5 protein-coding genes are annotated in these 4541 nt (G+C 66.1%); all 5 read left to right on the forward strand.

Annotated features, from left to right (window positions below; translation table 11 throughout):
* Window positions 1-1403 (forward strand): nitrate reductase subunit beta (gene narH / locus ACRDTL_RS00090; protein ID WP_431504695.1); only part of this gene is annotated, 1403 nt, incomplete at its 5' end.
* Window positions 1400-2053, forward strand: coding sequence for a nitrate reductase molybdenum cofactor assembly chaperone (gene narJ / locus ACRDTL_RS00095; protein WP_431504696.1), 654 nt, complete (start codon window positions 1400-1402; stop codon window positions 2051-2053). The genes narH and narJ, both read left to right, overlap by 4 nt.
* Before the next feature lies 1 nt (window position 2054).
* Window positions 2055-2810, forward strand: coding sequence for a respiratory nitrate reductase subunit gamma (gene narI / locus ACRDTL_RS00100; RefSeq protein WP_431504697.1), 756 nt, complete (start codon window positions 2055-2057; stop codon window positions 2808-2810).
* Between the two features lie 10 nt (window positions 2811-2820).
* Window positions 2821-3207: a MarR family winged helix-turn-helix transcriptional regulator gene (locus ACRDTL_RS00105; protein WP_431504698.1), complete on the forward strand. Its 387-nt coding sequence runs from the start codon at window positions 2821-2823 to the stop codon at window positions 3205-3207.
* A 330-nt stretch (window positions 3208-3537) separates the two neighbouring features.
* A partial coding sequence (locus tag ACRDTL_RS00110; protein ID WP_431504699.1) for a GTP-binding protein occupies window positions 3538-4541 on the forward strand: 1004 nt, incomplete at its 3' end.

The raw sequence follows: 4541 nt of genomic DNA on the forward strand, positions 1-4541 counted from the left end.
TTTCCAAGCTGCTGCGGATTTTCGCCAACCCCAGGCTGCCCGGCATCAACGACTATTACGAGCCGTGGACCTACGACTACGAGAACCTCACCTCGGCGCCGCTGGGCGACACGTTCCCGGTCGCGCAGCCGCGCAGCCTGATCAGTGGTAAGCCGATGAAGGTTTCCTGGGGGCCGAACTGGGACGACAACCTGGCCGGGTCGGCGGCAACCATGGCCAACGACCCGATCCTGAAGAAGGTCGGCGACGAGGTCAGGCAGACGCTCGAAGACACCTTCATGTTCTACCTGCCCCGAATCTGCGAGCACTGCCTGAACCCGTCCTGTGTGGCGTCGTGTCCGTCCGGCGCGATGTACAAGCGAAGTGAGGACGGCATCGTGCTCGTCGACCAGGACCGCTGCCGCGGCTGGCGGATGTGCGTGTCGGGATGTCCGTACAAGAAGGTGTATTTCAACCACAAGACCGGCAAGGCCGAGAAGTGCACGCTTTGCTACCCGCGCATCGAGGTCGGACTGCCGACGATCTGTTCGGAAACCTGTGTGGGACGGCTGCGCTACCTCGGGTTGGTGCTCTACGACGCCGACCGCGTCCTTCAGGCCGCCGCGGTGGAAACCGACACCGACCTCTACGAGGCGCAGTGTGGGGTCTTGCTGGATCCCGACGATCCCGAGGTGATCGCCGCTGCCCAAGCGGAGGGTATCTCCGACGAGTGGATCGGGGCCGCGCAGCGCTCGCCGGTCTATGCGTTGATCAACCGTTACAAGGTGGCGCTGCCGCTGCACCCGGAATACCGCACCATGCCGATGGTTTGGTACATCCCGCCGCTGTCGCCGGTGGTCGACGCGGTCAGCCGAGACGGGCACGACGGCGAAGACGTCGGCAACCTGTTCGGCGCGATCGAAGCGCTGCGCATCCCGATCGCCTATCTGGCCGAACTGTTCACCGCCGGTGACACCACGGTGGTCGACGGCGTGCTGCACAGACTGGCTGCGATGCGGTCGTACATGCGCGACATCAACCTGGGCCGCGAGACCCAGCCGCACATTCCGGCGTCGGTGGGGATGAGCGAGGAGCAGATCTACGAGATGTACCGGCTGCTGGCCATCGCGAAATACGAGGAGCGTTACGTCATTCCGACTGCCTACACGGGTGAAATCCCCGCAGCGGCAGCCGACATGGAGTGCTCGCTATCCAGCGACGGCGGACCGGGCATGTACGAATCCGGTCCGTTCGCCAATCCGAGCGAAGGTCCGGTGCCGGTCGCCGTGGAGAGCTTCCACGCGATGCGCCAACAACAAACCCACCGGGGGGCCAACGGTCAACGTCCGGCGCGGGTGAACCTGTTGGACTGGGACGGTGACGGCGCGCCGGCCGGGATGTTCCCCGAAGAGCAGCAGCGATGAAACTGCTCGCACGGTCGCGCGGACCCGCCCTTTCCGACCGGTTCGCCTGGCAGGCGGCTTCGCTGCTGCTGGCCTACCCCGACGAACAACGTGACGAACGGCTCGACACCGTCGATACGCTGCTGACCCACATCGAGGGCACGGCGCGAGAGTTACTGGCGCGCACCCTCGCCGCACTGCGGGCCACCGATCCGCTCGCCGCCGCCACCGACTATGTAGAAACGTTCGACATGCGGCGCCGTTCGACGATGTACCTGACGTACTGGACCGCCGGCGACACCCGTAACCGCGGCCGCGAAATGCTGGCGTTCGCTAACATGTATCGGGACGCCGGCGTGGAGCCGCCGCGCAGCGAAGCCCCCGACCACCTGCCGGTGGTGCTCGAGTTCGCCGCCGCGGTCGACCCCGACGCGGGGCGTCGGCTGCTGACCGAGAACCGGGTGCCCATCGACGTGCTGCAGCAGGCGTTGATGCAAGCGCAGTCGCCGTATGCGCACACCATCGCCGCGTTGTGTGAAACCCTGCCGCCGGTCACCGACCAGGAGCTACAGCGGGCGCGTCGCCTCGCCGAATCCGGGCCACCGGCGGAGGCCGTTGGGCTGCAACCGTTTACCTTGACCGTGCCACCGCGACGCGAAGGAGGCGGCTAAGTTGGATCGCGCCGCAATTTTTTGGGACATCTCGCCATATGTGACGTTGGCGATCCTGCTGGTCGGCAGCTGGTGGCGCTATCGCTACGACAAGTTCGGCTGGACATCTCGCTCGTCACAGATCTACGAGTCGCGTCTGCTGCAAATCGCCAGCCCGGTCTTTCATTTCGGCATCCTGGCGGTTTTCTTCGGCCACGTCATGGGTTTGGTCGTTCCGCCACGGGCGACCAAGGCGCTGGGGATAACCGAAGAGACCTACCACGTGCAGGCCGTGTTGCTCGGGACCATCGCCGGTACGGCGACCGTCGTCGGTATCGGGTTGCTGATCTACCGGCGGATGACCCGCGGTCCGGTGCGGATGGCCACCACGGTGAGCGACAAGGTGATGTATGTGGTGCTGGTGCTGGCGCTGCTGGTCGGCTTGTACTGCACACTGCTCGGCACCGGCCTGGAAGGCCATGCTCACGTGTACCACTACCGCAACACCGTCGGGGTGTGGTTCCGCGGCATCTTCATCCTGCGGCCGGGCGGTCAGAACATGGTCGGCGCACCGCTGGACTACCAGCTGCACGCGGCGATCGGGATGGTGCTGTTTTGTCTCTGGCCGTTCACCCGACTGGTGCACGTGTTCAGCGCACCGGTCGGCTATCTGTTCCGCCCCTACATCGTCTACCGCAGCCGCGAGACCTACCGCAGCCGCGCAGCGGGGGAGGAGAATCAGCTGGTTGGCTCGGCACCACGCAGGCGCGGCTGGTAAACAGACAGCCGTGGGTCTGCCCGATGAGGTCTACGCGCGGTTGTTACGGTTGCGCACCGAACTGCGCCGCTTCGAGCACTGGAGCGCCGGGCAGGCCCGATCGGCGGGAATGACGCCGATGCAGCACCAGTTGCTGCTGGCGATCCGCGGACATGGCGACCGGCGCGGACCCACGATCGGCGACGTCGCGGAGTACCTGCTGCTACGGCACCACAGTGCCGGCGAGCTGATCCAGCGCGCCGAGACCGCGGGGCTGGTCGGGCGAGTCCGCGACGCCGACGACCAGCGGGTGATCCGATTGCGGCTCACCGATGTGGGCTCCGAGCGCCTGGAAACGCTCACCTCAATGCATCTTGAAGAGGTGCAACGCCTGCGCATGGTGTCACTCGAGCCCTGAGAACCGGATGCGCCAGCACCGGATGGCGGCAATACCAACAGGATTGTGGTGGCTGCTTCGTCGACGAGAACGTCACGTGGTTGCACCCGGCGCAGCGGACGATGTAGAGCTGATCGACCATGCCCAACAGGCCCAGGTAGATCCCGGCAGTGCTGGCGGCCGCCATTACGACGATGAGGACGACGGTCAAGACTTCACAGATGGTCATCGCGGACACCTCCCATAGACGAGCTACTGATAATGTATCGTATCACGATATTCTTGCCCGATCACTTGTGACGGTTCTCACCGGCACGCCGGACGCGCCGGCGGCTCTGCCAGAATCACCCGGTGCAGTTTCGTAACGTCGCGATCGTCGCGCACGTCGACCACGGCAAGACCACGCTGGTCGACGGCATGCTGCGGCAGTCGGGAGCGCTGCATGAGCGCGGTGAGGCCACTGAGCGCGTGCTCGACACCGGGGATCTGGAGCGGGAAAAGGGCATCACGATCCTGGCCAAGAACACCGCGGTGCACCGCCATCACCCCGACGGCAGCGTCACCGTGATCAACGTCATCGACACCCCCGGCCACGCCGACTTCGGCGGCGAGGTAGAACGCGGGCTGTCGATGGTCGACGGCGTGCTGCTACTGGTCGACGCGTCCGAAGGGCCGCTGCCGCAGACCCGGTTCGTGCTGCGCAAGGCGCTGGCCGCGCATCTGCCGGTGATCCTCGTCGTCAACAAAACCGACCGGCCCGACGCCCGCATCGCCGAGGTCGTCGACGCCAGCCATGACCTCCTGCTCGACGTCGCGTCCGACCTCGACGACGAGGCGGCCAAGGCCGCCGAAGCAGCCCTTGGCCTGCCGACCCTGTACGCGTCCGGGCGGCACGGGGTGGCCAGCACCGTGGCGCCGCCAGACGGCCAGATTCCGGACGGCGATAACCTCGACCCGCTCTTCGACGTTCTGCTGCAACACATTCCACCGCCGTCCGGCGACCCGGACGCGCCGCTGCAGGCGCTGGTGACCAACCTGGACGCGTCGACGTTTTTGGGCCGGCTGGCGCTGATCCGCATCTACAACGGCCGGCTGCGCAAGGGCCAGCAGGTGGCGTGGCTTCGTGAGATCGATGGCGAACCCGTCGTCGCCACCGCGAAGATCACCGAACTGCTGGCCACCGAGGGCGTCGAGCGCTCACCGACCGAGGAGGCCATCGCGGGCGACATCGTCGCGGTGGCCGGCATCGGCGAGATCATGATCGGCGACACGCTCGCCGATCCCGCCAACCCGAAAGCGTTGCCGCGGATCAGCGTTGACGAGCCGGCGATCTCGGTGACCATCGGGACCAACAC

The organism is Mycobacterium sp., from assembly GCF_050700595.1.
Taxonomy (GTDB): domain Bacteria; phylum Actinomycetota; class Actinomycetes; order Mycobacteriales; family Mycobacteriaceae; genus Mycobacterium.

What these genes read in the sequence shown, in the direction of transcription:
- narJ (WP_431504696.1), top strand. Translation starts at nt 1,400, where the DNA reads ATGAAACTGCTCGCACGGTCGCGCGGACCCGCCCTTTCCGACCGGTTC.